The 26,030-nt window shown below is 44.2% G+C and carries 27 protein-coding genes; 25 read left to right on the top strand and 2 right to left on the bottom strand.

Annotation, left to right across the window (positions count from 1 at the left end; genetic code table 11):
• The first annotated feature begins 6 nt into the window (after positions 1-6).
• A complete protein-coding gene (locus tag VIG27_RS08975) occupies positions 7-906 on the top strand; it encodes a DUF2953 domain-containing protein (RefSeq protein WP_394522154.1) in 900 nt (299 codons plus the stop codon).
• A 17-nt stretch (positions 907-923) separates the two neighbouring features.
• A complete protein-coding gene (locus VIG27_RS08970; protein ID WP_394522153.1) occupies positions 924-1,334 on the top strand; it encodes a GerW family sporulation protein in 411 nt (136 codons plus the stop codon).
• Positions 1,335-1,640: 306 nt separating this feature from the next.
• Here the strand turns inward: VIG27_RS08970 and rpmB are convergent, their stop codons facing one another.
• Entirely contained in the window at positions 1,641-1,826 is a 186-nt protein-coding gene (rpmB, locus tag VIG27_RS08965; RefSeq protein WP_394522152.1) for a 50S ribosomal protein L28, read from the bottom strand.
• 168 nt (positions 1,827-1,994) lie between these two features.
• Here rpmB and VIG27_RS08960 point away from each other — a divergent pair, with 168 nt between their 5' ends.
• The 9 genes from VIG27_RS08960 (at position 1,995) to VIG27_RS08920 (ending at position 11,082) form a co-directional block, all read left to right on the top strand.
• The gene (locus VIG27_RS08960; RefSeq protein WP_394522151.1) at positions 1,995-2,351 is read left to right on the top strand and encodes an Asp23/Gls24 family envelope stress response protein; all 357 of its coding nucleotides are present in this window, start codon (positions 1,995-1,997) and stop codon (positions 2,349-2,351) included.
• Positions 2,352-2,365: 14 nt separating this feature from the next.
• The gene (locus VIG27_RS08955; RefSeq protein WP_394522150.1) at positions 2,366-4,039 is read left to right on the top strand and encodes a DAK2 domain-containing protein; all 1,674 of its coding nucleotides are present in this window, start codon (positions 2,366-2,368) and stop codon (positions 4,037-4,039) included.
• 78 nt (positions 4,040-4,117) lie between these two features.
• Entirely contained in the window at positions 4,118-6,169 is a 2,052-nt protein-coding gene (gene recG, locus VIG27_RS08950) for an ATP-dependent DNA helicase RecG (RefSeq protein ID WP_394522149.1), read from the top strand.
• A gap of 174 nt (positions 6,170-6,343) precedes the next feature.
• Positions 6,344-8,212 (top strand): leucine-rich repeat domain-containing protein, encoded by a 1,869-nt coding sequence (locus VIG27_RS08945; protein ID WP_394522148.1) that lies wholly within the window; start codon positions 6,344-6,346, stop codon positions 8,210-8,212.
• A gap of 43 nt (positions 8,213-8,255) precedes the next feature.
• Positions 8,256-8,870, top strand: a complete 615-nt coding sequence (udk, locus tag VIG27_RS08940; protein WP_394522147.1) for a uridine kinase — start codon at positions 8,256-8,258, stop codon at positions 8,868-8,870.
• Between the two features lie 186 nt (positions 8,871-9,056).
• Positions 9,057-9,260 carry an alpha/beta-type small acid-soluble spore protein gene (locus VIG27_RS08935; RefSeq protein ID WP_394522146.1) on the top strand — a complete coding sequence of 68 codons (204 nt, stop codon included), beginning with the start codon at positions 9,057-9,059 and terminating at the stop codon, positions 9,258-9,260.
• 162 nt (positions 9,261-9,422) lie between these two features.
• Complete coding sequence (rsmD, locus tag VIG27_RS08930) at positions 9,423-9,980, top strand: 16S rRNA (guanine(966)-N(2))-methyltransferase RsmD (RefSeq protein ID WP_394522145.1); 558 nt, start codon at positions 9,423-9,425, stop codon at positions 9,978-9,980.
• A 10-nt stretch (positions 9,981-9,990) separates the two neighbouring features.
• Complete coding sequence (coaD, locus tag VIG27_RS08925; RefSeq protein WP_394522144.1) at positions 9,991-10,479, top strand: pantetheine-phosphate adenylyltransferase; 489 nt, start codon at positions 9,991-9,993, stop codon at positions 10,477-10,479.
• Positions 10,480-10,500: 21 nt separating this feature from the next.
• On the top strand, positions 10,501-11,082 hold the full coding sequence (locus VIG27_RS08920) for a vacuolar family H+-ATPase subunit H (protein ID WP_394522143.1): 582 nt from the start codon (positions 10,501-10,503) through the stop codon (positions 11,080-11,082).
• Here VIG27_RS08920 and VIG27_RS08915 read toward each other — a convergent pair.
• Entirely contained in the window at positions 11,039-11,965 is a 927-nt protein-coding gene (locus tag VIG27_RS08915; RefSeq protein WP_394522142.1) for a nucleoside recognition protein, read from the bottom strand. The genes VIG27_RS08920 and VIG27_RS08915 overlap by 44 nt on opposite strands.
• A 51-nt stretch (positions 11,966-12,016) precedes the next feature.
• Here VIG27_RS08915 and VIG27_RS08910 point away from each other — a divergent pair, with 51 nt between their 5' ends.
• The 14 genes from VIG27_RS08910 (at position 12,017) to hisIE (ending at position 25,888) form a co-directional block, all read left to right on the top strand.
• Positions 12,017-12,826, top strand: coding sequence for a M23 family metallopeptidase (locus VIG27_RS08910; RefSeq protein ID WP_394522141.1), 810 nt, complete (start codon positions 12,017-12,019; stop codon positions 12,824-12,826).
• A gap of 20 nt (positions 12,827-12,846) precedes the next feature.
• On the top strand, positions 12,847-14,211 hold the full coding sequence (locus VIG27_RS08905; RefSeq protein ID WP_394522140.1) for an RsmF rRNA methyltransferase first C-terminal domain-containing protein: 1,365 nt from the start codon (positions 12,847-12,849) through the stop codon (positions 14,209-14,211).
• Complete coding sequence (locus VIG27_RS08900; RefSeq protein ID WP_394522139.1) at positions 14,211-14,930, top strand: pseudouridine synthase; 720 nt, start codon at positions 14,211-14,213, stop codon at positions 14,928-14,930. The genes VIG27_RS08905 and VIG27_RS08900 overlap by 1 nt, the downstream gene beginning before the upstream one ends.
• 8 nt (positions 14,931-14,938) lie before the next feature.
• Positions 14,939-15,604, top strand: coding sequence for an HAD family hydrolase (locus tag VIG27_RS08895; protein ID WP_394522138.1), 666 nt, complete (start codon positions 14,939-14,941; stop codon positions 15,602-15,604).
• On the top strand, positions 15,601-17,541 hold the full coding sequence (locus tag VIG27_RS08890; RefSeq protein ID WP_394522137.1) for a YgiQ family radical SAM protein: 1,941 nt from the start codon (positions 15,601-15,603) through the stop codon (positions 17,539-17,541). The genes VIG27_RS08895 and VIG27_RS08890 overlap by 4 nt, the downstream gene beginning before the upstream one ends.
• A 32-nt stretch (positions 17,542-17,573) precedes the next feature.
• Positions 17,574-18,344 carry an SDR family NAD(P)-dependent oxidoreductase gene (locus VIG27_RS08885; RefSeq protein WP_394522136.1) on the top strand — a complete coding sequence of 257 codons (771 nt, stop codon included), beginning with the start codon at positions 17,574-17,576 and terminating at the stop codon, positions 18,342-18,344.
• A gap of 33 nt (positions 18,345-18,377) precedes the next feature.
• Complete coding sequence (locus VIG27_RS08880; protein WP_394522135.1) at positions 18,378-19,340, top strand: RluA family pseudouridine synthase; 963 nt, start codon at positions 18,378-18,380, stop codon at positions 19,338-19,340.
• A 7-nt stretch (positions 19,341-19,347) separates the two neighbouring features.
• The gene (locus VIG27_RS08875; RefSeq protein WP_394522134.1) at positions 19,348-19,881 is read left to right on the top strand and encodes a Holliday junction resolvase RecU; all 534 of its coding nucleotides are present in this window, start codon (positions 19,348-19,350) and stop codon (positions 19,879-19,881) included.
• Between the two features lie 130 nt (positions 19,882-20,011).
• Entirely contained in the window at positions 20,012-21,274 is a 1,263-nt protein-coding gene (gene hisZ / locus VIG27_RS08870; RefSeq protein WP_394522133.1) for an ATP phosphoribosyltransferase regulatory subunit, read from the top strand.
• 13 nt (positions 21,275-21,287) lie between these two features.
• Positions 21,288-21,938 carry an ATP phosphoribosyltransferase gene (gene hisG / locus VIG27_RS08865; protein ID WP_394522132.1) on the top strand — a complete coding sequence of 217 codons (651 nt, stop codon included), beginning with the start codon at positions 21,288-21,290 and terminating at the stop codon, positions 21,936-21,938.
• Positions 21,935-23,236 carry a histidinol dehydrogenase gene (gene hisD, locus VIG27_RS08860; protein ID WP_394522131.1) on the top strand — a complete coding sequence of 434 codons (1,302 nt, stop codon included), beginning with the start codon at positions 21,935-21,937 and terminating at the stop codon, positions 23,234-23,236. The genes hisG and hisD overlap by 4 nt, the downstream gene beginning before the upstream one ends.
• A 22-nt stretch (positions 23,237-23,258) precedes the next feature.
• Positions 23,259-23,846, top strand: a complete 588-nt coding sequence (gene hisB, locus VIG27_RS08855) for an imidazoleglycerol-phosphate dehydratase HisB (RefSeq protein ID WP_394522130.1) — start codon at positions 23,259-23,261, stop codon at positions 23,844-23,846.
• Positions 23,847-23,858: 12 nt separating this feature from the next.
• Positions 23,859-24,620, top strand: coding sequence for a 1-(5-phosphoribosyl)-5-[(5-phosphoribosylamino)methylideneamino]imidazole-4-carboxamide isomerase (hisA, locus tag VIG27_RS08850; RefSeq protein ID WP_394522129.1), 762 nt, complete (start codon positions 23,859-23,861; stop codon positions 24,618-24,620).
• Positions 24,602-25,888 (top strand): bifunctional phosphoribosyl-AMP cyclohydrolase/phosphoribosyl-ATP diphosphatase HisIE, encoded by a 1,287-nt coding sequence (gene hisIE / locus VIG27_RS08845; RefSeq protein WP_394522128.1) that lies wholly within the window; start codon positions 24,602-24,604, stop codon positions 25,886-25,888. The genes hisA and hisIE overlap by 19 nt, the downstream gene beginning before the upstream one ends.
• The last annotated feature ends 142 nt before the right edge of the window (positions 25,889-26,030 follow it).

Below are 26,030 nucleotides of genomic sequence, written 5' to 3'. Positions count from 1 at the left end.
GTGTTCATGCTTCATATAATTTTATTGATATTAAAAATAATTGGACTGCTTTTACTGGTCATTCTGGGGCTTATTCTTACCGTGCTGCTGTTGGTGCTTCTGGTCCCGATACGGTACCGGGGAACCGGGTCTTATTACGGAAAGGGAAAAGGGAGTGTTATTTTCTCCTGGCTGCTACATATCCTTACCGTAAAGGTGGAGTACGAGGGGGATGTAACGGCTGCAGTCCGCTTATTTGGTTTCCGCATCCTAAAGCCGAAGAAGATTGACGAAGAACTGAAGGAAGCCGAAGATATGGTGGTTCATGCCATGGAGCGGGTGGAACCGGATGCCGTTAAAGAAGCAGCTGAAATGAAAGATGATGTTCAGGAGGAAATCAAAAAGCACCCGGATCATGCCGCACGGACATCAGAAAAACGTCCCCCTGTAAAGGAGAAAGACTCTTTTTTCATGACGCTGTGGGAAAAAATAAAGAATGCTGTGCTTTGGTTTTTATTAAAAATTAAGTTTTTTTTCCATAGAGTTTATGATACACTGAGGACAGTAAAAGAAAAAAAAGATTTAATTTATGCGTGGTTTTCCAACGAGGACAACCAGAGAACCGTAAAGCTGGTTATAAAGCAAAGCAAAAAACTGATGCGCCATGTTCTTCCTCTAAAAGGAAAAGGAACGGTTACCTTTGGCTTTGACGATCCTTACCTGACAGGTCAGGTACTTATGTATGCAAGTGTGGTATATCCCCTTTGCCATAAGCATTTGGATCTTTATCCGGTTTTTGATGAAACAGTATTTACTGCGGAGGGTACTTTTCGCGGCAGAATCCGGTTGGGAACCGTGTTATTCATCGGGTTACGTATGCTAATGGATAAGAATTTCAGGATTCTGTTGAAGAAATGGCTTCGATAAAGGAGGAATAGCTTTCGATGGCAGACAATAATTTTACATCTACAGTGGAGGCTCTGTTTAAAGGAATGGATGCTTTCGTAGCAACAAAAACAGTGGTAGGAGATGCCGTAAAGGTTGATGATGCGATCATTCTTCCTTTGGTGGATGTGACCTGCGGAATGGCGGCTGGTTCTTTTGCTGAGAATGACAAGCAAAGAGGGGCCGGCGGAATGCATGCAAAGATGAGTCCCAGTGCGGTCCTCATTATACAGAATGGGGTCACAAAGCTGGTGAATATCAAACAGCAGGATGCGGTTACAAAAATTTTGGACATGGTACCTGATTTTGTGAATAAATTTGCGGGAGGTTCCAAAGAAGTATCCTCTGATGCGATAAAGGTAGCAGAAGAGATGGCCGCTGCACAAGAGAAGGAAAAAGGAGAGGAATAAGAAGGGGATAAGCCGCATAGGATGTCATATAGCCTGAATGAATCGAGGGATGATATGAGAAGAGTATGCGGACTTATGCTGTTCTGTTTCGGAGCAGGAATGGCAACCCTGCTTTTTATCCCGGCGACAATCGTTACAATTTTGTTTATCATTGGATGTTTGGTAGTGGGATATAATTTGTTCTGCTGTTGACAGAGCATTGGCATAGAAGAAGTAGAAATGGGGACTGGTTTCTTTGTGAGAAACCGGGCCCCATTATAATTAAAAAAATACCCCTGACTGATATCAGCCAGGAGTTTCCTTCGATTAAGCTCTTTCTACTAATCCGGATCTTAAGCAAGAAGTACATACGTACATCTTCTTAGCGCCGCCTGTAACTTTTACTTTAACGGACTTAACATTTGCTTTCCACATCTTATTGGATCTTCTATGGGAATGGCTCACTGCATTACCAAAGTGAGCAGCTTTTTCACAAATTGAACATTTAGCCATGATTGCACCTCCTTAAAAGCTACTTGGATTTTTTATGATTGAAAAATCCACAACAAGTGTATGATAACAGAAAACACCGTTATTTGCAAGTGAAAAATAAAAATTTGTTTCTTTTTTTGGAAAAATCATGTATAATCAAAACAGACAGAAAGAACGGAGGTAGAGACTATGAAGGGTTATATCAATAATAAACTGGGCGAAATCCAGGTAAGCCCTGATGTTATCGCTATGTATGCCGGTACTACTGCAGTAGAATGTTTTGGTATTGTCGGTATGGCGGCTGTCAGTATGAAGGATGGGCTCGTTAAGTTGTTAAAACGGGAAGGCCTGACTCACGGAATCAGTGTGGATATTCAGGACAACCATATCACCATTGATTTTCATGTGATCGTTGCTTATGGAATCAGCATTTCTGCAGTTGCGGATAATCTGATTGAGAATGTAAAATACAAAGTGGAAGAATTCACCGGAATGACGGTAGATAAAATAAACATCTACGTCGAAGGCGTAAGAGTGATTGATTAAGGAGGAAACTACCTGTGGGTTTGAAGTATATAGACGCCAAAATGCTGCAGAAAGCATTTCTGGCAGGTGCAAAGGGACTGGAAGCAAAAAAAGAATGGATTAATGAATTAAATGTGTTTCCAGTACCGGATGGTGATACCGGGACCAATATGACCATGACAATTATGTCGGCGGCCAAAGAGGTGGCGGTCATTGAAGATCCTACCATGGAGTCATTGGCAAAAGCCATTTCCTCCGGTTCTTTACGAGGCGCCAGAGGAAACTCTGGTGTAATCTTATCCCAGTTGTTCCGTGGCTTCACCAAAGAGATCGCCGGCGCAGACAAGGTGACCACAACTATTTTGGCCAATTCCTTTGTAAGGGCTGCGGAGACGGCTTATAAGGCTGTTATGAAGCCGAAGGAAGGAACGATTCTCACGGTAGCCAAGGGAATGGCAGATAAAGCGGCAGAGCTTGTTACAGAGACAGAAGATGTGATTGAGTTCTGTCAGAAGGTGATTGAACACGGAGATCATGTGTTGAGCCAGACGCCGGAGATGCTGCCTGTTTTAAAGCAGGCTGGTGTGGTGGATTCCGGCGGCCAGGGACTGATGCAGGTCATGAAGGGTGCGTTTGACTGCCTGATGGGAAAAGAGGTTGATGTATCCTTAGAGGTCAGTGCCCGTCCAGGAATATCTGCAGGAGCCGATGCTCCAAGGACCGCTGATATTGATATCAAATTTGGATATTGCACCGAATTTATCATCAATTTGGAGAAACCATATGATGATAAAACAGAGATTGATTTTAAGAATTATCTGGAATCCATCGGAGATTCTCTGGTCGTTGTTTCCGATGATGACATCGTGAAGGTCCACGTCCATACCAATGACCCTGGACTTGCCATCCAAAGAGCACTCACCTATGGCTCTTTGTCCCGTATGAAGATTGATAATATGAGGGAAGAGCATCAGGAGAAGTTGATCAAGGAATCAGAAAAGCTGGCAGAACAGCAAAAAGCGGAAAGAGAAAAACGGGTACAGCCAAGAAAACCTTATGGCTTTATCTCCGTTTCAGCAGGTGCTGGTCTTGATGAGATATTCCGGGGCATTGGTGCGGATTATTTGATTGAGGGCGGGCAGACCATGAACCCCAGCACAGAAGATATGCTGAATGCCATAGAGCAGGTGAATGCGGATACCGTTTACATCTTACCGAATAATAAGAATATTATCCTGGCTGCCCAGCAGGCAAAAAGTCTGGTGGAGGACAAGAATGTCATTGTGATCCCTTCAAAGACCATTCCTCAGGGAATTACTGCCATCATTAACTTTTCCGCGGATTTATCACCGGAAGATAATGAAAAAAATATGACAGAAGAGATGTCCAAAGTTAAGACAGGACAGATTACTTATGCGGTCCGCAATACTGTAATTGATGACATTGAGATCCGGGAAGGCGATATCATGGCTTTAGGAGACAACGGAATACTCGCGGTTGGAAAAGATATTGAATCCACCGTGCTGGATTCCCTCCAGGCTTTGATCGAGGAGGAATCAGAATTAGTTACTATTTATTATGGAAAGGATGTCACCGAGTCAGCGGCGAAGGCGCTGAAGGAAAAGGCAGAAGAGACATTCTCAGCCTGTGAAGTTGAACTTCATGCAGGCGGTCAGCCGATCTACTATTATTTACTTTCCGTAGAATAATGCACATAACTCCCGGACAGACGGGGTATCGTCTGTCCGGGTTTTTGCTATAAAAAGAACCTGGAGGTGAAGAAATCTGTGAACCGTGAATCCATTGATACGTTGAAAGGAATTGGTGAAAAAACAGGAAAACTGTTTCAAAAGGTAGGGGTGGTGACGGTAGAGGATCTTCTGGGCTATTATCCAAGAGCTTACGATGCCTACGAGGAGCCGGCAGCCATTGGGGAGCTGAAACCCGAACGTGTTATGGCGGTGGCTGGAATGCTTTATAAAACTCCGGACGTAAAACGGTACAGCCACATACAGGTAATCACCACGACGTTAAAAGATCCTACGGGAACGCTGACCCTGACCTGGTTTAATATGCCCTATCTCCACTCAACCCTGAAAGCGGGCATGCGTGCGGTTTTTAGGGGAAGGGTGGTAAAGAAAAACGGACGGCTCACCATGGAACAACCCGAAATATTTACGGCAGAAGCCTATGGACAGATCATTCATTCCATGCAGCCGATCTATGGACAAACCAAGGGCCTCAGCAATAAAACCATAGTAAGAGCAGAAAAACAGGCACTTGAAATACGCAAGATGGTACGGGATTATATGCCTGCAGAGCTAAGAAAGAAGCATGAACTTGCGGAATATAATTTTGCCATTGAACATATCCATTTTCCGTCAGATCGGAAAGAACTGCTGTTCGCCAGAAAACGGTTGGTTTTTGATGAATTTTTCCTGTTTTTAATGGCTGTCAGAAAGCTGAAAGAAAAAAGGGGAGACAAGCCAAGTCCCTATTCGATGAAATTGTCTCAGAAAGTGGAGGACTTAAAGAATCATCTTCCCTATTCCCTGACTAAGGCACAGGAAAAGGTTTTGAAGGAAGTGTATGATGATTTGACAGGCGGGCGGGTGATGAACCGTCTGGTTCAGGGAGACGTGGGTTCAGGTAAGACCATTATCGCGATCCTGGCTCTTCTTCAGGCGGCTTATAATGGCTGTCAGGGGGCGCTGATGGTTCCTACGGAAGTCCTGGCAAAGCAGCACTATGAGTCCATGACAGAGCTGTTTGCAGCGTTTGGAATTGATAAAACTCCTTTGCTTGTTACCGGTTCCATGACAGCGAAGGAAAAAAGGATCGCCTATGAAAAGATTGCGTCTCATGAAGTTGATATTATCATAGGTACGCATGCACTCATCCAGGAGAAAGTGGTTTATGATAACCTGGCGTTAGTCATTACCGATGAACAGCACCGGTTTGGGGTGGGGCAGAGAGAGATGCTTGGACAAAAGGGAGAAGAGCCTCATGTCCTTGTTATGAGTGCTACACCGATCCCACGAACCCTTGCCATTATCATTTATGGGGATTTGGACATTTCTGTTATTGATGAACTTCCGGCCAACCGCCTTCCTATTAGAAACTGTGTAGTGGATACCGGATACCGGAAAAAAGCATATGAATTCATCCGGAATGAAGTGGCACAGGGGAGACAGGCTTACGTCATCTGTCCCATGGTGGAAGCCAGTGAGATGATCGAAGCCGAAAACGTGGTGGATTATACAAAGGTACTAAAGGAAGCACTTCCAGGCGTTGCGGTGGAATATCTTCACGGAAAGATGAAACCCAGGGAAAAGAATAAGATTATGGAACGATTTTCAAACGGGGAAATTCAGGTCCTGGTATCAACCACGGTAATTGAAGTGGGGGTGAATGTGCCTAATGCAACGGTCATGATGATTGAAAATGCGGAACGTTTTGGTCTGGCCCAGCTTCATCAGCTGAGAGGAAGGGTAGGCCGTGGAAAATACCAGTCCTATTGTATTATGGTAAATGGTTCCGACCAGGATGAAACAAAAAAACGTCTGGATATTTTAAATAAATCCAATGACGGTTTTTATATTGCTTCTGAAGATTTAAAGCTCCGGGGCCCGGGCGATATTTTTGGAATCCGCCAGAGCGGAGATCTTGAATTTAAGCTGGGGGATATTTTTACGGATGCAAATTTGCTGAAAACAGTATCTGAGGAGGTAAATCTGCTATTGAAAGAAGATCCGGAATTGGAAAAAGAGGAACATCAGGAACTAAAAAATAAATTACAGGAATATTTGGAAAAAAGCTACGATAAGTTAAATCTGTAATGAAGTACAAACAGGGATGTGACTCTATCTTCCGGCGCGGCTAACGATTATAATGCAATAAAGCCGGAAACGGTTTTTACGAAGATTAAGTAAGGGAAAAGAATTGAATAAAAGCCATGATTCTGCTAGAATATGAATGGTAAATATTGGAAGGTGGGTATTAGGGAGCTTAAGATGAAAATAACAGAACTGAAATGTACGGCATGCAATGGAACTTTAAAGATCGACGAGAATAACCCGCACATTGCGGTTTGCGAATATTGTCAAAGTACCTATGCAATTGAATCAGATAATCACGAAAATGTATATTTTACCCACTCTGTGCAGAATGGCAAGTCAGCTGTTTCTGATAAGAAAGAAGAACCGGAAGCTAAGGCTAAAGTCAGGATCTTTTTTTTCCTGGTTCTTTTAACGGTCTTTTATTTAGGGGCAAGGGGAGTTATTTCCCACAATGAAAAAAAGGCAGGGAAAGATACGGTTTCAGAAAATGAGAGAGCTTTAAAGTCCCAAGGGATGGAAAAGGAAGAAAAAGTATTATCAGGTCCTCTTGGCGCGATGGCGGAATCCGTGGCAGGCCGTCCGGCAAAAGATTTGACCCAGGAAGATTTGTCACGTTTTAAATGGCTTGATATTACATATGATGCCGATCATGTCCGTATAGGATACAGCCTTGAAAATCCATATGAAGCTCCTGATGCAGAACTGACATGGGTAACGTTTCCAAGGGAGAACGGTGGAATTGATTATGAACTGATTTCCCGTTTTACCGGTCTTAAAAGACTTGATATGGCAGGATATTTAAATTCAGATTCATTAAAAGGCCTTACTTTGGAAGGAATCAGCTGTAACGCAGAATCTCCTTTAGAACTTGCAGAAATCTATCCTGGAGTGACCGGGTTAAAAGAGGTCCGTTTCCTTTCGGGGATAAAAAATCTGGATGGGCTGGAACAGTATCAAAAGCTGGAAAGCTTAACGTTTGACGGACTTTACATATCTGATCTAAAAAAACTTGCCAGCCGAAAGAATTTGAAGCGTTTAACTCTTACAGACTGCGACAATGTCAGTGATTTTTCTGTTCTTGCGGTTATGCAGGGCTTGGAATCCTTATCAGTAGAATCTGAAGGAATCCGCGATACTGGATTTATTGCCGGTCTTGGGAATTTAAAATCACTTTCCCTTATTGATGCAAAAATTTTAAGTGTGAATGATTTAAAGGCTCTCACTGGACTGACTTCGCTGACCATAGATCAGTGCGATGAATTAAAGGATTTAAGCGGGATACAGGGACTGACCGGACTAAAAGAACTCACTCTGGAAATTCCGGGAAGCTGTCCTCAGCCGGATTTAAGCGGACTGACCGGCCTGACAAAGCTTTCAGTTTCCCGTGCCGGTGATGTTGGATTTTTGCATGGGATGAATGCACTGGAAGAACTGAAGCTGGAAGGCTGCAGGGTAAACAGCAAAGATGCGTTTTCCGGGCTTACCCGATTAAAAAAATTAACCTGCAGCCGGCTGCGTGGCGATTTTTCTGATTTGGGTTTTGTGAGCACTATTCCTTCTCTGGAATATTTAAATGTGGATGGGATGTCCACCTATGAAGACATATCCGGAATTTTTCAAGCACCTGCTTTGCAGGAAATCTATTTGAACGGCGTGGAATGTGAACTTGATTTTGAAAAAGTCCGGCCTTCTGAAGGGTTGAAGATATTGGAAATGGATGGCGTGAAGCTTTATAAAAATGTAAAAATAAGCGGAGGCAGCGGAATTTATTCCGTGGATTACGACAAAGTAGTGTTGGATGAACATTTGGATTTCTTTGCTAAATTTCCAGGGCTTAAGAAGTTGAGTTTGGCAGATAATACATTAACAGGAATCGGTTTTGCATCTTCACTTCCGTTGCTGGAAGAATTGGATATCAGTGGAAATTATGTGACGGATTTAAAACCACTTCAGAATCTAAGCGAACTTAAAACTATAATCTGTACCGATAATCCCATCGAGAATGACAGAGTGCTGAAGGAAAACGTAATCATAATTAAATAAAATGTACAATTAGAATTGAATAAGGATTAAAGGAGTGCGGAAGATGAAGTGTATATTAATTGGTATTGCCGGAGGAACCGGTTCAGGAAAGTCAACCTTTACCAACCGGTTAAAAGAAGCATTTTGTGATAATATCGCTGTCTTGTATCACGACAATTATTACAAAAAGCAGGATGGCATCCCTTTTGATGAAAGAAAAAAGATGAATTACGATCATCCTGAGGCATTTGAAACGGAGCTGTTGCTGGACCAGCTGTCCATGCTCCGTTCCGGGAAAACGGTGGAGTGTCCCATCTATGATTATTCCATGCATAACCGTTCCGATAAGGTGGTAACTGTTGAGCCGAAAAAGGTGATTTTAGTTGAAGGAATCCTGGTCTTTGCAGATGAGCGGTTAAGGAACATGTTTGATATCAAGATCTTTGTAGAGGCTGATGCAGATGAGAGAATCCTGCGCCGGGTGATCCGGGATGTAAAGGACAGAGGAAGAGACATCGAAGGTGTGGTAGAACAGTATCTTACCACGGTAAAGCCAATGCATTATTTATATGTCGAGCCGACGAAGCCCCTTGCGGATGTGATCATTAACAGCGGTATGAATGAAGTTGCGTTCCAGCTGATGAAGACCAATATTGAAAAAATGCTTGGCTCCGACTGACCGTTTCCCAAGCGGTATCAGAATCGTTTTAAGGGTTCAAAATCTTTTTCCTAAAAATGACATTTTACGAAAAACCTTCTAGTGTATTTCATTCTGTTTCAGCCATAATAGGAGTGTAGCACAAAACACACCATGTAAAAACAAAACAATAACATGGTGAAATAGATGAAAAGGAGGCATTTTACTATGTCAGGAAAATCTAACACTACAAATGTACCAGAAGCAAGGGAAGCAATGGACCGTTTCAAAATGGAAGTAGCTAATGAATTAGGTGTTCCGTTAACCAATGGTTACAACGGTAACTTAACTTCCGCACAGAATGGTTCCGTAGGTGGCTATATGGTTAAGAAAATGATCGAATCCTATGAAAGAAATCTTGCAGGTAAATAATCTGTAAAAAAGAAAAGAGGAGCTGCAGTCTGGTAATTGATTTATCATTTACAGGGGCTGCGGCTCCTTTTTTCTTTGCCGGTGCATGAGAGGACAAAATCTGGTTGTATATCTGTGAATTTCATACTATAATTATTTGGAAAAATAAAGTGAGGATATGTCATGAGAGTAATCGCAGGAAAAGCCAGAAGGCTTTTGTTAAAGACAATAGAAGGCCAGGATACCCGGCCTACTACCGATAGAATTAAAGAAACTCTTTTTAATATGATCAATGCAAAAATGCCGGACTGCTGTTTTTTGGATCTGTTTTCGGGAAGCGGTGCCATTGGAATCGAAGCATTGAGCCGGGGAGCAAGAATGGCGGTGATGGTGGAACAAAATCCCAAAGCGGCTGAATGCATCCGTGAGAATCTAAAAACGACCCGGCTGGAAGACGATGCCATCGTCATGAATTGTGATGTGCTGACCGGTCTTTCAAGATTAGAAGGAAAGGGACATGTTTTTGATTTCGTTTTTATGGACCCGCCCTATCACTTTGAATGGGAAAAGAAAGTATTGCAGTATCTCTCATCTTCTTCCCTCATTGATGCAAGTACCGTAATCATTGTGGAGGCTTCTCTGGAAACTTCTTTTGATTATCTGGAAACCTTCGGATATCGGATGACAAAGGATAAAAGCTATAAGACCAATAAACATATTTTTATCGAAAAAAAGGAATAGGGAAAAAACTATGAGAAAAGCAGTATATCCGGGCAGCTTTGATCCGGTAACTTTTGGACACTTGGATATTATCGAGCGTTCCGCTAAAATGTCTGACCATCTGATTATCGGAGTTTTAAATAATAATTCAAAAACTCCGTTGTTTTCTGTAGAAGAACGTGTTAATATGTTAAAGAGCCTAACCAAAGATTTACCAAATGTGGAAGTTTCATCGTTTGGAGGACTTTTGGTTGATTTTGTACGAGCCAAACAGGCGGATGCGGTTATCCGCGGGCTTCGCGCTGTAACAGATTTTGAATATGAATTGCAGATTGCACAGACCAACCGGGTGATTGCACCGGAAGTGGATACTGTGTTTTTGACGACGAATCTAAAATATTCTTACTTGAGTTCCAGCATTGTGAAGGAGATTGCCGCTTTTGGCGGAGAGATAAACGCGTTTGTACCAGAAGCTGTTGCAGAACGTGTGATGATGAAAATAAAAGATAGAAGGAAATAAAAGTAAGGAGTGTTCTAATTTATGATGAGCAGAATTGAGCAGTTAATCGGTGAAATTGAAGAATATATTGACAGCTGTAAGTATCAGCCCCTTTCTAACAGTAAGATCGTGGTAAACCGGGATGAACTGGAGGAACTTTTGGTGGAGCTTCGTCTCCGCATTCCCGATGAAATCAAACAATACCAGAAGATTATCAGCAATCGTGATGCAATCATCAATGAAGCTCGTCAGCAGGCGGATTCCATACTGGCCCAGGCCAATGCTCAGACCAATGAACTGGTCAATGAACATGAGATCATGCAGAAGGCTTATGCCCAGGCCAATGACATCATCGAGCAGGCCAGCCTGCAGGCTCAGCAGATTGTGGAAAAAGCAGTTGCCGATGCCAATGGCATCAGACAAAGCTCTGTACAGTATACGGATGACATGTTAAAGAGTCTCCAGACCATTATCAGTCACTCCATGGAAGGAGCACAGGGCCGTTTTGATGCATTTATGACTTCCATGCAGTCAAGCTATGATATTGTCTCATCCAATCGCCAGGAACTGACGGGAGCTGTTATGGGGACGCCACAAGCGCAGGAACCTGATTCAGCAGAATAAACAGGATAATGGTTAGAAGGCCGTGAAAGGCTTTCCATGCTACATAGTGCCGGATGGATAATCCGGCATTTTTTATAACACTCTTTGTCTGAAAGATTCCGGATAAGCCGCCGAATGCGGTGGCGGCAGCGATCCAGAGACCGCCGGACATTCCGGAGAAGGTTTCGGATATGGCTTTGATTCCGGTGGTGATTTCTACAAGGCCCAGTAAGATTGCCTTGTATTCCGGAATATGGACCGGGAGCTTTGTTATGTACAGGGCGAGAATGGAAAAAAGCATGATATATCCTCCGATCTTTACCATGACCTCGCAGGAATCCATAAGACTGTCATCAAAGGACTGGGCGGCTTTTGTATTGACAGGAAGAGAAGGCACTGGACCTGTGATCCGGTAACAGGACCTTGCCGCAATGGATACAGGCAAAATAGGGAGATAGATACAGGCAAGCAGCAGCCAGACCGGAACCATTTGCGGAAGGCCGGAAGCCGCATATCCCAGAAGGAACATAGGGCTTGGATGATTGCAGATTGCCAGCAGGTATTTTCCTTCTTTTTCAGAAATACGCCCTTGATCCATAAAGTCACTGCAGGTACGGGCCCCCATGGGATAACCGCATAAAAGACCGGAGACCAGGGCATAGCTGCCTGCATCGGACAGGCAGAAAAACCGGTGTAAAAGTCTTTTTACCGGAAAAATCAGAATATGGATGGCATTTAAGGCCACAATGACATTGGAGCAGATCATAAAGGGCAGTAAAGTAGGCACCACCACAGCTCCCCACAGGAGCAGTCCGTTTCTGGCGCCTTCATAAGCAATGGAAGGACGAAGCAGCAATAAAAACAGTGCGGCAACGGAAAGCAGGCGGAAAAAGGATTTTTTCATAGGCACCTGAATAGATTGTTTTATATATTTATATGAAAAGGCGTGACCGATATGATGCTGATTCTTTTTTTCATTTTGATCCTGTCGGTGTTCCATGTGACCATGATTGATTATTTATATAATAATCCTACCTTTTACCAGCTGAATGCCTACACATGGGAAAGTGATGATTTCAGAAGTTTGAAACTTGGTAAAATGGTTGCAGATTGGGATTCCATTGATTACGATACGCTTACATCCCTGATGGTGGAACACCAGTACGATTTGACGAAGGTAAAAGATAAGAATAACCGGGGAGCCAGGCTGAGAAAAGTAAAGCCTCAGGAATATAAGAAGCTGAAAAATGCCTACATAAGCCTGCTGGGAGATTTGAAGTTTTTTCCGGTTCCGCTCAATATGAACGCCGATGCTCCTGATATTACATATGAAGACGGGTGGATGCAGCCCCGCACCTATGGCGGAGAACGGGGACACGAAGGCTGTGATCTTATGGGGAACAAGCGGCCCAGAGGCTACTATCCCGTGGTCAGCATGAGCGATGGTGTGGTGGAGAAAGTCGGCTGGCTGAACAAAGGCGGCTGGCGCATCGGTATCCGGTCTCCTAAAGGTGCGTACCTTTATTATGCACATCTTTATGGTTACAGTAAGGAATGGAACGAGGGAGACACCGTAAGAGCCGGTGAACTTCTTGGCTTTATGGGAGATACCGGCTACAGCCAAATTGAAGGAACAACCGGGAATTTTGACGTACACCTTCATGTGGGCATTTATTTGAAAACAGACCATAAGGAAGAGATGAGTGTAAATCCCTATTGGATTTTAAAATATCTGGAGAAATACCGGTTGAAATATTCCTATTAATACAGAAAAGGAGCGAAACGTTGAAGGAAATAAAGCTTTCGGAAGCATTTTTAAATAGAATGAAAGATTTGCTGGGAGAAGAGGAGTATGAGGCATATATAAGGAGCTTTGAGGAAGATCGCCTTTACGGTCTGCGTGTCAACACCTTAAAAATAACCCCGGAAACTTTTAAAGAAATGACATCTCTCTCTTTAAAACCCGTTCCGTGGATCAAAAACGGATTTTATTATGAAGGAGATGAGAGGCCGGCCAAGGACCCTTGCTATTATGCCGGACTATACTATTTGCAGGAACCAAGTGCCATGACTCCGGCCAGCCTTCTTCCGGTCCAGCCCGGAGATAAGGTCCTCGATCTTTGTGCTGCTCCCGGAGGAAAGAGTACGGAACTGGGAGCAAAGCTCAGTGGGAAGGGAATGCTTGTGTCCAATGACATCAGCAACTCCAGAGCAAAGGCACTCTTAAAAAATCTGGAACTTTGGGGCATTGAAAATAGTTGTGTTACCAGTGAAGAACCAAGGAAATTAAAAGAAACCTTTGGGGCATTTTTTGATAAGATCTTAATTGATGCCCCCTGTTCGGGAGAAGGAATGTTCCGCAAAGACGTGGATATGGTTAAAAGCTATGAGGAGCATGGTCCGGAGTATTATGCTCAGATACAGAAAGAAATCGTGAATCAGGCGGCGGACATGCTGGTTCCGGGCGGCCTTCTTTTATATTCCACCTGTACGTTTTCCATTTGTGAAGATGAAGATATCATCCGATTTCTTCTGGAAGAGCATCCGGATATGGAACTGATTCCTCTTCCTCTATTTGAGGGAGCATCGGAGGGGATCGGGCTTTCCGGCTGTCTCCGGCTGTTCCCCCACCGGATAAAAGGGGAAGGTCATTTTATGGCTTTGTTAAAGAAAAGACAAGCTGATATTGTTTCTGACAGGAAGGAAAGCCGTAAAGAGAAAGAGGCAGCCCTGCCGGAAGAACTAACGGAATTTCTTTCTATGACAACGAAGCCTCTTGACCGGAGCCGCATCCGAATCAAAAATGAAATGGTATATTATCTTCCGGAAGGCTTTCCGGAGCAGGCCAGAAGTCTTCGCTTTTTAAGAACCGGCTTGTTACTTGGGGAAATGAAAAAAGGACGGTTTGAACCGGCACAGGCATTTGCCATGGCCTTAAAAGCAGAAGAATTTAGACAGGTAGTCAGCTGGGAGAAGTCAGATGAGAGGGTGATCCGGTATTTAAAGGGAGAAACCATTTCGTTAAAGGAAGAAGAGGGAAAGATAAAAGGCTGGTGCCTGGTTTGTTTCGATGGTTTTCCTCTTGGATTTGCTAAAGGGACGGGAAGTACCTTAAAAAATAAATATTACCCTGGATGGCGGTGGCAGTGATGAAAGAAATCAGATTGGATAAATACCTTGGTGAAATGGGAGAAGGAACCCGGAGCCAGATCAAGGAAATGGCAAAAAAAGGCAGAATATGGGTCGACGGCATCCCGGAGAAAAGGACAGAGAGAAAGATCGACCCGGAGCGAAATCAGGTAACCGTAGACGGACGGCAGGTGTCCTACGTTGATTTTGAATATTATATGCTGAACAAGCCTCAGGGAGTGGTTTCGGCTACAGAGGACAAACGGTATGAAACCGTGATCAGCTTAATTACTGAGAGAAAGCGGGACGATTTATTTCCCGTAGGAAGACTTGACATTGATACGGAGGGACTTCTTCTTATCACCAATGACGGAGCGCTTGCTCACAAGCTTCTGTCTCCCAAAAAGCATGTGGATAAGGTTTATTACGCCCGGATTGAAGGAACGCTGCCTTCGGATGCAAAGGAGCGCATCGGGGAAGGACTTATTCTCTCGGACGGGACGCCGACCCTTCCGGCCTTGCTGGAGGTCCTTGAAACCGGAGAGGTTACAGAGGTGTACCTGACCATCCGGGAAGGAAAATTTCATCAGGTAAAACGTATGTTTGAAACTCTTGGGTGCCATGTGGTATACTTAAAAAGGATTTCAATGGGCTCTCTGTTATTGGATGAAGCATTAAAGCCCGGCGAATACCGCACGCTCCGTGAAGAGGAAATCGAGGAATTGAAGAAAGGAAAGTAAACGCGTACATGTTGAACGAGAAAAAGGCTGTGATTTTTGATCTGGATGGAACTCTGGTAGATTCCATGTGGATGTGGAAAGCCATAGACATAGAATTTTTAGAAAGCAGAGGCATGGAATGCCCTGATGATCTGCAAAAGGAGATTGAAGGAATGAGTTTTTCTGAAACTGCATTTTATTTTAAAGAGCGGTTTAAACTCAAAGAGTCTCTGGAGGAAATCAAAGAAATATGGGTGGGTATGTCCATTGAAAAATACAGGAAGGAGGTCACGCTCAAACCAGGAGCCAAAGAGTTTTTAGACTACATAGCAAAGAATGGTCTGAAAGCCGGCATTGCCACCAGCAATGGAAGACAAATGGTAGACGCGGTGATTGAGTCCCTTCACATCGGGCAATATTTTCAGGTAGTGGCTACTTCCTGTGAGGTAGCGGCAGGAAAACCAGCACCTGATATTTATTTAAAGGTGGCAAAGGAACTGTCGGTGTCCCCTTCCGATTGCCTGGTGTTTGAAGATGTCCCTGCTGGAATCCTTGCGGGAAAAAGAGCAGGGATGACGGTCTGTGCCATTGACGATGAATTCTCCAGGGAAATGGAAGTAGAAAAGAGACAGCTGGCTGATTATTTTATCAGTGACTATTACCAGATATTGAATAGAAATGGAGCAAACGAATGATACACGATTATCTTCCTGTCAGCCGGGCTGATATGAATATCAGAGGCTGGAAACAATGTGACTTTGTCTATGTGATCGGTGATGCTTATGTGGATCATCCTTCCTTTGGACATGCAATTATCAGCCGCCTGTTGGAGGCTCATGGATACAAAGTGGGAATTATTTCCCAGCCCGACTGGAAGGATAAAAAAAGCGTTCAGATTCTTGGAGAACCCAGGCTTGGATTCCTGGTTTCCGCCGGCAACATGGATTCCATGGTAAACCATTATTCGGTTTCAAAAAAACGGAGGCAGCAGGATTCTTATACTCCCGGCGGAGTCATGGGCAAACGTCCCGATTATGCGACCACCGTTTACTGCAACCTGATCCGTTCCGTTTATAAAAATGCTCCCATTATTATCGGAGGAATAGAAGCCAGTTTAAGACGTCTGGCTCATTATGATTATTGGTCGGACCGGCTGAAGCATTCCATTCTCATTGATTCCCAGGCAGATTTGATTTCCTACGGTATGGGAGAAAAATCCATCGTAGAAATTGCGGATGCGTTAAACAGCGGGCTTGATATTAAAGACGTTACGTTTATCGACGGTACGGTTTACAAGACAAACAGCCTGGAATCCGTTTATAATGCCCAAGTGCTTCCTTCCTTTGACCGCATGAAGGAAGATAAGCTGGAGTATGCAAAAAGCTATTACGTCCAATACTGCAATACAGACCCGTTTCTCGGGAAACGTCTGGTAGAGCCGTACAAAGAAAATTTATACGTGGTCCAGAATCCTCCTTCCAAGCCTCTTTCAAAAGATGAGATGGATTATACTTACGGACTTCCTTACATGCGTAATTATCACCCTTCCTATGAGGAACAAGGCGGAATTCCTGCCGTAAGGGAAATCAAATTCAGCCTCATCAATAACCGTGGCTGCTTTGGTGCCTGCAGCTTTTGCGCCCTCACCTTTCATCAGGGAAGAATCATACAGGCAAGAAGCCATGAATCACTGGTGGAAGAGGCAAAGATGCTGACGGTAGAACCGGATTTTAAGGGATACATCCATGATGTGGGCGGCCCTACGGCGGATTTCCGTTTTCCGGCCTGTGAAAAACAGACCACAAAAGGAGCCTGTCCCAACAGGCAGTGTCTTTTTCCGGAACCCTGCAAAAATTTAAGAGCGGACCATACGGATTACATTGAACTTCTCAGAAAACTCAGAAATCTGCCGAAAGTAAAAAAAGTATTTATCCGTTCCGGAATCCGTTTTGATTATGTGCTGGCCGATCCGGGTAAGAAATTCTTAAAGGAACTGTGCGAATACCATGTCAGCGGACAGTTAAAGGTTGCTCCGGAGCATGTGGCGGATAAGGTGCTTTCAAAGATGGGGAAACCGAAGAATAAAGTTTACCGTGAGTTTGTAAAAGAATACAATGAGATGAACGGCAGGCTTGGGAAAAAACAGTATCTGGTGCCGTACCTGATGTCCTCCCATCCCGGTTCCGGCCTGGCTGAAGCCATAGAACTTGCGGAATACCTGAGGGATTTAGGATATATGCCGGAACAGGTACAGGATTTCTATCCTACCCCTTCCACCATCTCTACCTGCATGTATTATACGGGCTATGATCCCAGAACCATGGAACGGGTATATGTTCCCACCAATCCCCATGAAAAAGCCATGCAGAGAGCCTTGATACAGTATCGAAATCCAAAGAATTATGAGCTTGTTGCAGAAGCCTTAAAACTGGCTGGCCGCACAGACTTGATCGGATTTGAAAAAAAATGTTTAATACGTCCAAGAACTGGAGCCTTTAACGGTTTTACCGATGGAAAAAGTGGGAAAAATAATGGAAGTATGAGAAGGTCAGACGCTTCTTCCGGTGAAACCCAGAAAAACCGCAAGAAAAAGACCATACGAAATGTTCATAAAAAGTCTGTAAAAAAATAAATTCAAAATGATTAGGAAAAGAAGGGATCAAAATGAAGATTGCGATTGTAACGGGTGCTTCTTCCGGTATGGGAAGAGAGTTTGTCATGCAGATAGCGGACCGCTTTAACGGAATCGGAGAGATTTGGGCCATTGCCAGACGTAAGGAACCTATGGAAGAGCTGTCCTCCATGGTGCCGGTAAAGCTTCGGACCTTTTCCCTTGATTTAACGGATGAGCGTCATTTAAAACAGCTGGAAGAGCTTTTGAGGAAAGAAAAGCCGGAGGTAAAATGGCTCATTAATGCCGCCGGCTTTGGAAAAATCGGTACCGTAGGAAACGTGAGCTTAAGCGATGAGATGGGAATGGTGGATTTAAACTGCAGAGCACTGGTCGCAGTCACCCATTTGGCACTTCCTTACCTATCTGCCAACAGCCGGATCGTCCAGTTTTCTTCTGCCGCCGCCTTTATGCCGCAGCCGGGATTTGCTATTTATGCGGCTACAAAGGCCTTTGTTTTGAGCTACAGCAAAGCATTGAATGAAGAACTGAATGAAAAGGGGATATTCGTAACAGCAGTCTGCCCCGGACCGGTACGCACGGAATTTTTCAGCATTGCAGAGACCACAGGTGAAATGCCCCTTTACAAAAAGATGGTAATGGCGGACCCAAAGAAGGTTGTAAAACTGGCCTTGCGTGACAGTATGATGGGGCGTCCTGTTTCCGTATACGGCAGTTTGATGAAGGCCTTCCGGGTTCTGTGCAAAGCATTGCCTCATATCGTAATTATCCGGCTTATGAAAGGCTTTTTAAAGGTACACTAAAAATGCATAAGCCGCTGACAGAAAGGATAAATCATGCAGTCTTTGATTGTATCGAAAAATGAAGCAGGCCAGCGTCTGGATAAACTGCTTGCAAAGTATTTAAATCTTGCCGGAAAAGGATTCCTTTATAAAATGATGAGAAAAAAGAATATCACTCTTAACGGCAAGAAATGTGATGGCTCGGAAAAGCTTATGCCAGGAGATGAAATTAAGCTTTTTTTATCGGATGAGACTATTTTGAAATTTTCCGAGGTAAAGATTCCGGTTGTGAAAAAGATTAATTTAAATATTATCTATGAAGATGACCATATCCTGCTGGTCAATAAGCCTTCCGGCATGCTTTCCCAGAAAGCAAAAAAATCCGATGAGTCATTGGTGGAATACATGATCGACTATTTGATCTCCAGCGGCCAGTTATCCACAGACCAGCTAAAGAGCTTCCGCCCTTCCATTTGCAACCGGCTGGACCGGAATACCAGCGGCCTTGTGGTCGGCGGAAAATCTTTGGCAGGGCTTCAGATCATGTCAGAAGTTTTTAAAGACCGGACCATCCACAAATATTATCAGTGTGTGGTCAAAGGGCACATTTCCGACAGACAGAAAATCAGCGGATTCTTAATCAAAGATGAAGTAGCCAATCAGGTGGCTGTGCACAAATCCCAGGTGCCGGACAGCGTTCCGATTACCACGGAATATGAGCCGCTCCAGTATTATGGCGGCTACACTCTTTTAAAAGTCACCTTGATCACCGGACGCACTCATCAGATCAGAGCACATTTATCCTCCATCGGACATCCGATCGTAGGAGATCATAAGTATGGCAGCAGCCAGGTCAATGAGGAGGCAAAAAGGTTATACCATATCAATTCCCAGATGCTCCATTCTTATCAGGTGGTTTTCCCGCAGCTCAAGGAGCCTCTGGCATATTTATCAGGGAAATCCTTTCTTGCACCTCTGCCAAAGACCTTTTCAAAAATATGCAAAGACTGGAGATAGGAAACACATGGGAACCTGGAAAACAAGAGGCTTAAGAGGGTCAAGCCTGGAGGACCTGATCAACCGCAGCAACGATAGCTACCGGGAAAAAGGATTGGCTCTGATCCAGAAAATACCGACCCCCATTACACCTGTTTCTATTGATAAAGAAAGCCGTCACATTACGCTTGCTTATTTTGACCAGAAGAGTACGGTAGACTATATTGGTTCCGTACAGGGAATCCCCGTATGTTTTGATGCAAAAGAATGCTCGTCCAATACGTTTCCATTGCAAAATATCCATCCTCATCAGATTGCCTTTATGGAAGAGTTTGAAAAGCAGGGCGGAATCTCTTTTATTATATTGTCTTATACCCATAAGAATGAAATCTATTACCTGCCCCTTGGACATTTAAAACAATTCTGGAAGAGGATGGAGGACGGAGGAAGAAAAAGCTTCACTTACGAGGAAGTGGATAAGTCCTGGAAGATCGAAAGCCACCGGGATATATTTGTCCACTATCTGGAAATGATTCAAAAAGATTTGATCGGAAGAGATTGACAAGACTGGAATTCTAACCTATAATAAACAACACATCATTGAATTAGCACTTTACTACAAGAAAGTATTGTCGAGTGATTAATCATGAAATAAAATTTCTTTGTTGGCTTTTGGGGGCCAGGAGGTTGTTATGGCAAATAAACTGTTACATACACCGGAGGGTGTCCGGGATATTTACGGAGTGGAATGTACGAGAAAGGCAGTCGTACAGGAGAAGATGCTAAATGTCTTCCATCTATGCGGCTACCAGGACATAGAGACTCCGACCTTTGAATTTTTTGATATTTTCAGCGAAGCCCGGGGAAGTGTGAAGGCAAGGGAAATGTTTAAGTTTTTTGACCGGGATAACCATACTCTGGTGCTTCGGCCGGATGAGACGCCTGCCATCGCAAGATGTGCGGCAAAGTATTTTCTCAATGAAGATATGCCCATCCGCCTCTGCTATAAGGAACGGACCTTTATCAATCACTCCAGTTATCAGGGACGGCTGAAGGAAGCCAGCCAGACAGGTGTGGAGCTGATTGGCGATGATTCAGCAGATGCTGACGGTGAAATCCTGTCTATGGTCATAGGAGCGCTGATGAATGCAGGTCTCACAGATATCAAAATAGAGCTGGGGGAAGTGGATTTTTTCAAAGGGCTGTTGGAAGAAGCCGGCATGGATGAGGGACAGGAAGAAGCTTTGCGGGAGCTGATTGAGAATAAAAACTATACAGGTGTAGAAGAACTGGTCATGGCACAGCCCATTTCTGAAGAACTGAAACAGGTATTTTTAAAGCTCCCCGAGCTTTTTGGGTCCCTTGATCAGATAAAGGCAGCAGAAAGTCTGACCAGGAATCGAAGAGCACTTCGAGCCATTGAACGTTTGGAAGAAGTCAACCGAATCCTTTCAATGTATGGGCTGTCCGATTATGTTTCCTATGACCTTGGGATGCTGAGTCAGTATCAATACTATACCGGGATTATTTTTAAAGCTTATACGTCCGGGTCCGGCGACTACATCGTCAATGGAGGCAGATATGACAAACTCTTAGAACAGTTTGGAAAAGGTTCTCCGGCTGTAGGGTTTGGGATTTCCGTGGATCATCTGCTCCTGGCATTGTCCCGCCAGAACATAAAGACGGAAATTCCTATGACCAATACCATGATTCTTTACGAACTGGATTCCAGGGAAAAAGCCATTGGCCTGGCCGGTTATTTCCGAAGCTCCGGTATGGCGGTCCAGCTTCAGCCCAGAGATCCTTCCCGCTCCATGGAGGACTATGAAGCCTATGCGCGGCGAAGAGATCTGACCAATCTGCTGTATCTGGATGAGCGTGGGATATCGGTTGCCATCCGTAATCTTACTCTGGGGCGTATGGACGAGATACCGCTTTCAGAATATTTGAAATAATGGGAGGGGACTTATGAAATATTTGACATTTGCTCTTGCAAAAGGGCGTCTGGCGGAACAGTCGCTCTCCATGTTTGAAAAAATCGGCATCACATGCGATGAGATGAAGGATAAGGATTCCAGAAAGCTGATCTTTGTCAATGAAGAACTGGGTATCCGTTTCTTCCTTGCAAAGGCCAGTGATGTGCCTACTTATGTAGAATATGGTGCCGCTGACATAGGAGTGGCAGGCAAGGATACCATATTAGAAGAAGGACGGAAGCTTTACGAAGTGATGGATTTAGGCTTGGGAAACTGCCGCATGTGCGTCTGTGGTCCCCAGTCAGCAGAGGAACTGTTAAAGCATCATGAACGGATTCGGGTCGCTACCAAATATCCGGCCATCGCAAAAGACTATTTTTATAATAAAAAACACCAGACGGTAGAAATCATCAAGTTAAACGGATCCATAGAGCTGGCTCCTATTGTGGGACTGTCTGAGGTAATTGTGGATATCGTGGAAACCGGAACCACCTTAAAAGAAAATGGTCTTACGGTTTTAGAGGAAATTTGTCCTCTTTCCGCCCGTATGGTCGTAAACCAGGTGAGTATGAAACGGGAGAATGCCAGAATCACCAAGCTGATCCATGAGCTGAGAAATTTACTGCAGGAGGAAAACCAATGAGAATTGTTCCCTTAGACGAAGCTTCCAAACAAAATATTCTTGCTGATCTATTAAAGCGGGACCCCAATCAATACTCCGCTTACGCGGATACCGTTCAGGAAATAGTAGATACGGTAAAAAAGGACCGTGATAAAGCCGTATTTCAGTATACAAAACAATTTGACAAAGCGGATATTGATGCAGCGAATATCCGGGTGACGGAACAGGAGATCGAGGAAGCACGTAAGGAAGTAAATCCTGAACTTTTGGCAGTTATGAAAAAATCCATGAAAAACATCCGGGAATTTCATGAAAAGCAAAGGCAGTACAGCTGGTTTGACAGTAAGCCCAATGGTACGATTCTTGGACAGAAAGTTACTGCGTTGGAACGCGCAGGAGTCTATGTTCCAGGCGGCAAGGCCGCTTATCCCTCATCTGTTCTCATGAATATCATTCCGGCAGAAGTGGCTGGTGTAAACCGTATTGTTATGGTAACCCCGCCTGGAAGGGATGGAAAAGTCAATCCGGTAACGCTGACGGCGGCATATTTAGCCGGCGTTACAGAAGTGTATAAGGTTGGCGGAGCACAGGCCATCGCTGCCCTGGCTTTTGGAACGGAATCCATCCCCAGAGTGGATAAAATCGTGGGGCCGGGAAACATCTTTGTAGCCCTTGCCAAAAAAGCTGTTTACGGACATGTGAGCATTGACAGCATTGCGGGACCCAGTGAGATTCTGGTGCTTGCAGATGAAAGTGCCAATCCCCGCTTTGTTGCTGCAGATCTTCTTTCCCAGGCGGAGCATGATGAGCTGGCTTCCGCTATATTAGTAACGGCCAGCAGGGAACTGGCTGAAAAGGTTTCACTGGAAGCAGAAGCCTTTGCCAATGAACTGTCCCGCTCTGAAATCATTAAAAAATCTCTGGATCATTATGGCTATATTCTGGTAGCAGATTCCATGGAGGAAGCCATTGCCGCAGTCAATGAGATCGCACCGGAGCATTTAGAGATCGTTACAAAGAATCCGTTTGAAGACATGACAAAAATCCGTCATGCCGGAGCCATTTTTATTGGAGAGTACAGCTCAGAGCCTTTGGGAGACTATTTTGCAGGACCAAACCATGTGCTTCCGACCAACGGGACCGCCCGGTTCTTCTCCCCATTAAGCGTGGATGATTTTATCAAAAAGTCAAGTATCGTATTCTATTCTAAGGAAGCACTGAAAGAGGTTCACAAAGACATTGAAGCCTTTGCAAATGCAGAATATCTGACAGCACATGCAAATTCGGTCAAGGTCCGGTTTGAGAAGGAAGAATCTTAGGAGAAAGGGAGAAGAGTGGAATATGGGACGGAGCTGTAATATTTCAAGAGTGACCCGGGAAACCGATATTAAGATGAATTTTGACCTTGATGGCAGCGGGAAAGCGGAAATTAAAACCGGCATCGGTTTTTTTGACCATATGTTAAACAGCTTTGCGCGCCATGGCTTTTTTGATCTGGATGTGGTTGTAAAGGGAGATTTGGAAGTGGATACCCATCATACCATAGAGGATACAGGAATCGTTCTTGGGTCTGCCATTAAAAAAGCGCTTGGGGATAAAACCTCCATCAAACGGTACGGAAGCATGATACTTCCAATGGATGAGACATTGGTTCTTTGCGCCGTTGATCTGTCCGGACGACCTTATTTCCGTTTTGATGCACCGTTTACCGCAGAACGGGTAGGGGATTTTGAGACTGAGATGGTAAAAGAGTTTTTTTATGCCGTTTCCTGTGCAAGTGAGATGAATCTGCATATAAGAAAGCTGGATGGAGAGAATAACCATCATATCATAGAGGGGATTTTTAAGGCCTTTGCAAAGGCACTTGATGAAGCCACCATGCTGGACGGAAGAATTAACGGCGTTTTATCTACAAAAGGTACACTATAAAGGAGAATCCATATGCAGCTATATCCAGCCATTGATTTAAAAAACGGGCAGTGCGTCCGTTTAAAACAGGGAGCCTTTAAAGAAATTACAGTTTATTCGGATAAACCGGAAGAGATTGCAGTAAAGTGGCAGTCCAAGGGTGCTTCCTACCTCCATCTGGTAGATTTAGACGGTGCCTTGGCCGGACATTCCGTCAATGAAGCCGTGATTAAAAAGATCGTGGATACTGTTTCGATCCCCATAGAAATCGGCGGCGGCCTCCGAAGTGAAGAAGCCATAGAAGCCATGCTTGCACTGGGGATTGCCCGCGTCATTATTGGAACAAAAGCGGCTGAGCATCCGGAATTTATCCGGGATATGGTGAATAAGTTTGGACAGGAACGCTTGGTCGCCGGGATTGATGCGAAGAACGGAATGGTGGCAGTCGAAGGATGGGAAAAGTTCAGTGATGTTTCGGCCTCTGAGCTTGTAAACCAAATGAAAGAATACGGAATCAGACACGTGGTATATACGGATATTGCCAGAGACGGCATGCTGTCCGGGCCAAATGTGGAATATACAAAAAAACTGACGGAAGAAACGGGACTGGATATCATCGCTTCCGGGGGGATGTCTTCCATGGAAGATTTAAGAGAACTTTACAATGCAGGCATACATGGTGCAATTATCGGAAAAGCATTGTATGAGAACCGGATTGATTTAAAAGAAGCCATTGATGCTTTTGAAAGAGAAGACCATCAGGGGAGGAAAAGTGGATGGAGTGCAAAAAACTGATTGCAGGTTTCGGCATAAAAAATGGCCGGGCAGTCAAACTGAATCATATACAGACCTGTTATGAGGAGGATTTGCTGACCCTTGCCCGCTATTTCGGAGACAGCGGAGCCGATGAGCTTTTTCTTTATGATTTATCAGAAACAGAAGAAGATCATGAAAAAACCATCGGCCTCATGAAGGAGGTTGCAAGGCTCTCCGATATTCCGGTCATCGCAGGAGGCAGAGTGAAGCGGCTGGAGGATGTGAAAAAATATTTGTATGCAGGATCAAAGGCCGCCTTTTTAAATGCAGGGATCGAAGAAAATGTAGATTTGCTGAAGGAAGCGGCAGACCGGTTTGGAGACGATAAGATTTATGCGTATCTGCCGGATGCTTCTTATCTTAACCGGGCCGCAGAATATGCCCAGTTAGGTGCTTCCGTTATGATATTGGGCGACCCTAAGATCACCGGGGACACTCTTCGTGCAGTCTCTGACTGTGAGGAACATTTTCTTCTCACCGGCTCCAGCGAAGATCGGACGATTATGGCTGCTTCTCTTAACATCAATCAAGTGGAGGGCTTTGTGACTGCATTTGAACCGGGGTGTGTCTGCATGGATGTAAAACAGGAGTTAAAATCTCAGGGAATTCAGGTGGATACCTTTGAGAGCTCCATAGCATTTGATCAGTTCAAATTAAATTCCGATGGATTGATTCCGGTAATCACCCAGGATTACCAGACCAGAGAAGTGCTGATGCTGGCCTATATGAATAGAGAGGCATTTCATGAAACCTTGAGGACCGGCTGCATGACCTATTACAGCCGAAGCCGCCAAAGTCTTTGGAAAAAGGGAGAAACCTCCGGCCACTACCAGTATGTAAAATCATTATCCCTGGACTGTGATAATGATACCCTGCTTGCAAAGGTCAATCAAATTGGTGCAGCCTGCCATACAGGAAAAAGAAGCTGTTTTTATCAGAATCTTGTGCAAAAGGAATACCAGGATTCTAACCCTCTCAAAGTTTTTGAAGAAGTGTTACAGGTAATTCTTGACCGTAAGGTAAATCCCAAAGAAGGTTCCTATACCAACTACCTGTTTGATAAGGGAATGGATAAGATTCTCAAAAAACTGGGAGAAGAAGCTACTGAAATCATCATCGCTGCCAAAAATCCAAACCCGGAAGAAGTCAAATACGAAATCTCAGATTTTCTTTATCACATGATGGTTTTGATGGCACAAAAAGGAGTGACCTGGGAGGATATTACCAGAGAACTGGCAAACCGTTAAACAGACATAAAAAGCCGGAGGACGAAGTACGTTCCGGCTTTTTTGATGGTATGGAAGGGAAAAGACCGATGCAGGAGCGTAGACAGTGTAAAGCCTCTATGGTATAATAAAGCAATCACAAAATCATTGAAGAAAAAGAGGC

The organism is Lacrimispora sinapis (genome assembly GCF_043633585.1).
Classification (GTDB): domain Bacteria; phylum Bacillota; class Clostridia; order Lachnospirales; family Lachnospiraceae; genus Lacrimispora; species Lacrimispora sinapis.
Note: the sequence above shows the minus strand (reverse complement) of the source record. Positions and strands in the feature narration are given on the sequence as shown.

What these genes read in the sequence shown, in the direction of transcription:
- VIG27_RS08975 (WP_394522154.1), top strand. Translation starts at nt 7, where the DNA reads ATGCTTCATATAATTTTATTGATATTAAAAATAATTGGACTGCTTTTA.
- VIG27_RS08970 (WP_394522153.1), top strand. Translation starts at nt 924, where the DNA reads ATGGCAGACAATAATTTTACATCTACAGTGGAGGCTCTGTTTAAAGGA.
- rpmB (WP_394522152.1), bottom strand. Translation starts at nt 1,826, where the DNA reads ATGGCTAAATGTTCAATTTGTGAAAAAGCTGCTCACTTTGGTAATGCA.
- VIG27_RS08960 (WP_394522151.1), top strand. Translation starts at nt 1,995, where the DNA reads ATGAAGGGTTATATCAATAATAAACTGGGCGAAATCCAGGTAAGCCCT.
- VIG27_RS08945 (WP_394522148.1), top strand. Translation starts at nt 6,344, where the DNA reads ATGAAAATAACAGAACTGAAATGTACGGCATGCAATGGAACTTTAAAG.
- udk (WP_394522147.1), top strand. Translation starts at nt 8,256, where the DNA reads ATGAAGTGTATATTAATTGGTATTGCCGGAGGAACCGGTTCAGGAAAG.
- VIG27_RS08935 (WP_394522146.1), top strand. Translation starts at nt 9,057, where the DNA reads ATGTCAGGAAAATCTAACACTACAAATGTACCAGAAGCAAGGGAAGCA.
- rsmD (WP_394522145.1), top strand. Translation starts at nt 9,423, where the DNA reads ATGAGAGTAATCGCAGGAAAAGCCAGAAGGCTTTTGTTAAAGACAATA.
- coaD (WP_394522144.1), top strand. Translation starts at nt 9,991, where the DNA reads ATGAGAAAAGCAGTATATCCGGGCAGCTTTGATCCGGTAACTTTTGGA.
- VIG27_RS08920 (WP_394522143.1), top strand. Translation starts at nt 10,501, where the DNA reads ATGATGAGCAGAATTGAGCAGTTAATCGGTGAAATTGAAGAATATATT.
- VIG27_RS08915 (WP_394522142.1), bottom strand. Translation starts at nt 11,965, where the DNA reads ATGAAAAAATCCTTTTTCCGCCTGCTTTCCGTTGCCGCACTGTTTTTA.
- VIG27_RS08910 (WP_394522141.1), top strand. Translation starts at nt 12,017, where the DNA reads ATGATGCTGATTCTTTTTTTCATTTTGATCCTGTCGGTGTTCCATGTG.
- VIG27_RS08900 (WP_394522139.1), top strand. Translation starts at nt 14,211, where the DNA reads ATGAAAGAAATCAGATTGGATAAATACCTTGGTGAAATGGGAGAAGGA.
- VIG27_RS08895 (WP_394522138.1), top strand. Translation starts at nt 14,939, where the DNA reads ATGTTGAACGAGAAAAAGGCTGTGATTTTTGATCTGGATGGAACTCTG.
- VIG27_RS08890 (WP_394522137.1), top strand. Translation starts at nt 15,601, where the DNA reads ATGATACACGATTATCTTCCTGTCAGCCGGGCTGATATGAATATCAGA.
- VIG27_RS08885 (WP_394522136.1), top strand. Translation starts at nt 17,574, where the DNA reads ATGAAGATTGCGATTGTAACGGGTGCTTCTTCCGGTATGGGAAGAGAG.
- VIG27_RS08880 (WP_394522135.1), top strand. Translation starts at nt 18,378, where the DNA reads ATGCAGTCTTTGATTGTATCGAAAAATGAAGCAGGCCAGCGTCTGGAT.
- VIG27_RS08875 (WP_394522134.1), top strand. Translation starts at nt 19,348, where the DNA reads ATGGGAACCTGGAAAACAAGAGGCTTAAGAGGGTCAAGCCTGGAGGAC.
- hisZ (WP_394522133.1), top strand. Translation starts at nt 20,012, where the DNA reads ATGGCAAATAAACTGTTACATACACCGGAGGGTGTCCGGGATATTTAC.
- hisG (WP_394522132.1), top strand. Translation starts at nt 21,288, where the DNA reads ATGAAATATTTGACATTTGCTCTTGCAAAAGGGCGTCTGGCGGAACAG.
- hisD (WP_394522131.1), top strand. Translation starts at nt 21,935, where the DNA reads ATGAGAATTGTTCCCTTAGACGAAGCTTCCAAACAAAATATTCTTGCT.
- hisB (WP_394522130.1), top strand. Translation starts at nt 23,259, where the DNA reads ATGGGACGGAGCTGTAATATTTCAAGAGTGACCCGGGAAACCGATATT.
- hisA (WP_394522129.1), top strand. Translation starts at nt 23,859, where the DNA reads ATGCAGCTATATCCAGCCATTGATTTAAAAAACGGGCAGTGCGTCCGT.
- hisIE (WP_394522128.1), top strand. Translation starts at nt 24,602, where the DNA reads ATGGAGTGCAAAAAACTGATTGCAGGTTTCGGCATAAAAAATGGCCGG.